This is a genomic window from Pseudomonas sp. 05T35 (genome assembly GCF_056396605.1).
In genome coordinates, this window is sequence record NZ_JBFTLU010000678.1 from 1 (window position 1) to 2,404 (window position 2,404).

Annotated in this window: 4 protein-coding genes; 2 read left to right on the forward strand and 2 right to left on the reverse strand. The window is 53.0% G+C overall.

Annotated features, from left to right (window positions below; genetic code table 11):
* On the reverse strand, positions 1–338 hold a 338-nt coding region (locus AC1DH9_RS28750), incomplete at its 3' end, for a hypothetical protein (protein WP_477809291.1).
* A 124-nt stretch (positions 339–462) separates the two neighbouring features.
* Positions 463–1,143, reverse strand: coding sequence for an EcsC family protein (locus tag AC1DH9_RS28755; protein ID WP_427542837.1), 681 nt, complete (start codon positions 1,141–1,143; stop codon positions 463–465).
* Positions 1,144–1,390: 247 nt separating this feature from the next.
* On the opposite strand from AC1DH9_RS28755, the gene AC1DH9_RS28760 reads away from it, so the two are divergent.
* The gene (locus AC1DH9_RS28760) at positions 1,391–1,819 is read left to right on the forward strand and encodes a hypothetical protein (RefSeq protein ID WP_477809292.1); all 429 of its coding nucleotides are present in this window, start codon (positions 1,391–1,393) and stop codon (positions 1,817–1,819) included.
* Between the two features lie 246 nt (positions 1,820–2,065).
* Positions 2,066–2,404, forward strand: a 339-nt coding sequence (locus AC1DH9_RS28765) for a tetratricopeptide repeat protein (protein WP_477809293.1), incomplete at its 3' end; no start/stop codon positions are given.

A 2,404-nucleotide genomic window follows, 5' to 3' on the forward strand; every position in this document is an offset into this window, starting at 1 on the left:
ACATCATCCAGTCTTTGGAAAAAACCGTTCCCTTTGCCTTTGGCATAACCATGTTTATCGAAGGTCTCTTTAAAAAACACCTCGGCATCAGAGCACAGAGAAATAACACAAAACTGAAATAATCGCTCATATACCTCGCCGAACATCATTCTGTAATCATACATGCTCTTGACGTGCGACGGCCAACCCATGGAAATTCTGGTCGACTCGTTAATTTTCATTTCTCTATCCGAACGTTCGGTGTTTGTGGCAGACATGAACATTAAATTGTTTGTTGCCTCTCTCACTCTATCAAAGTGCCACAGGACGTGAGGGTTTTTAAATTCACTTCTTTGCACTTTCTGTTCCTTTTGTTTTATGCATTCAACAGAGGAAAATAGGGGGCAGATTTATTTCCGGAAGAATCAATCCGTCCCCCTTTCTCACCATGAGCCGCTTGTGCAGCCCTGTTCCCGATGACAATTACTCCGTGGTCGCCTCTTCCTTCAGATTCAGACGGAAAGTGTCGCGAGCGGTTTTTCCTACGTAGGTGGTGAGCGCGTAATTTGCCGTTCCGCCGATGATGACCCCAATCCCGAACGGGATCACTTTCGCCGCGGCTTTCTGAGTGAACGAAATACCGATTTTCGCGAACAGTTCCTTGATGAGCTGAAGCGTCGGGCCCTTCAAGTATTGGTGAACCATGCGCACGCCGGCCTTGCTGGCGATTCTGGTAGCGCCGGTAGACCCCATCTGCTCCAGGGAGCCGTATAGAGCGATGATGTACGACATGTGCTTGGCATCTTCGTTGGACATCTTGCCGTTAATGGCTACCGCCAAGCACATGGTCATGTCGATCTGCAGCTTCATGCAGACCGAGATATCCGCCAACCCGCCGCCCACAGCGCTCACCGCAGTGCCGATACCGGGAATGACCCCCGGCAAAGCAGTGGCGGCGCCAGACGTCGCGGCTAACTTTGAATAGCGGCTGATGATTTTTTCGACGACTGCGTCCTGAATCTTTTCTTCCGTCGCGGACGGCGCCGAGCTGCGTGCCTGGTCTTCGTACTGGGCAACCAGTTCACGGGCATCCTGCGGGCTAATGGCGATGGCCTCCACCATCTTCATCAATGAAGAGCTGCTTTCTTCTTTTACTGTGGTCATACCAGATTCCGTTCGGAGAATTGTTTATCAATAACCTTTTCGCGACCGAGCGCTGACTCCGAGAGTGACATAATTGATATCAAAACAACATCACCTTCACGGCCTCGCGTCGCTAGGTAATCGAGGATTTGCCAAAGGAATAGTTTCGTGGGTGCGGACCGGGAAGCCTTCCAACCTAACAGGGGCTCGCCTGCGACCCGTGACCGCATTCAAGGCAAAATCCGCTGCGGCATAATGGCGACTGTCATTGATTGCAGGGTTCGCCGATGTTGCTCGTCGTCTTCAAGATTCTGCTGACCATCCCCGTGGCCTGGGCGTTGGCGTGGCCCTGGGTAAATCCTTCGGTGGCCGGGGGAATCTTCAGCGAACTGGAGGCATTGGGCAGCATCGGGGCGTCGATATTGACGCTGGTGTTCCTGATCGCCGTATTCTTTTATTGCCGCGACCTTCAGCGCTCGCTGACCTTGGTCAAACCTCCATCCAGGGTGGCGTCGCCTCGAAGTGTATGGCCCTCGACGCGATGAAAAATAAATATGTCCGCTTTTCATTCAAATGGCTGCTTTTGGCCGATTTCTGCCTGTCGCGACTGACCGAAATCGACCCAAAAACGGATGGCGCTGCCTATTTTTTAAAGCTACAGCCAGAGCCGTCGACACTTACATGCTTGCCACTTTAGATTTGGCTACTCACCCTTGGCTCCAGGCATCAGATAAGATTAATCGCAGAACGCTATCATTCAGGCGTAATCCGCTTCTATCCATTTAGCTCAGCTCTTTGGGAACCCAGTAAGAGCAGGGGCGCGAACCAGTCAATCGTAGAGCCCCCTTATATGCACTGTGCACGCTTGTTCTTTTTTACGTTTTGCTTACTACAGTCAGTTAGCTATACGTATGCCTCGCAGGATCTAACCACGACTCAGAGAATGGCCGAACAGGGCGATGCCGATGCCCAGAACAACCTCGGTGTCAGTTATGCCGCCGGCCAAGGTGTCGTGCAGGATACCCGGCAAGCGGTCTACTGGTTCCGAAAGGCCGCCGAGCAGGGTAATGCCGATGCCCAGACCCACCTCGGATTCTGCTACGAGCAGGGCCGAGGAGTTGAGCAGGACGTCCAGCAGGCGGTTTCCTGGTTCCGTAAGGCCGCTGAGCAGGGTAAGGCCGCAGCACAGAACAACCTAGGCGTCCGCTATATCAACGGCCAGGGGGTTGAGAAGGACTACCCGCAGGCGGTTTTCTGGTTCCGCAAGGCCGCTGAGCAAGGT

Bases quoted from the DNA above. Each gene is read 5' to 3' on its own strand.
- AC1DH9_RS28755 (WP_427542837.1), bottom strand. From the start codon at position 1,143: ATGACCACAGTAAAAGAAGAAAGCAGCTCTTCATTGATGAAGATGGTG.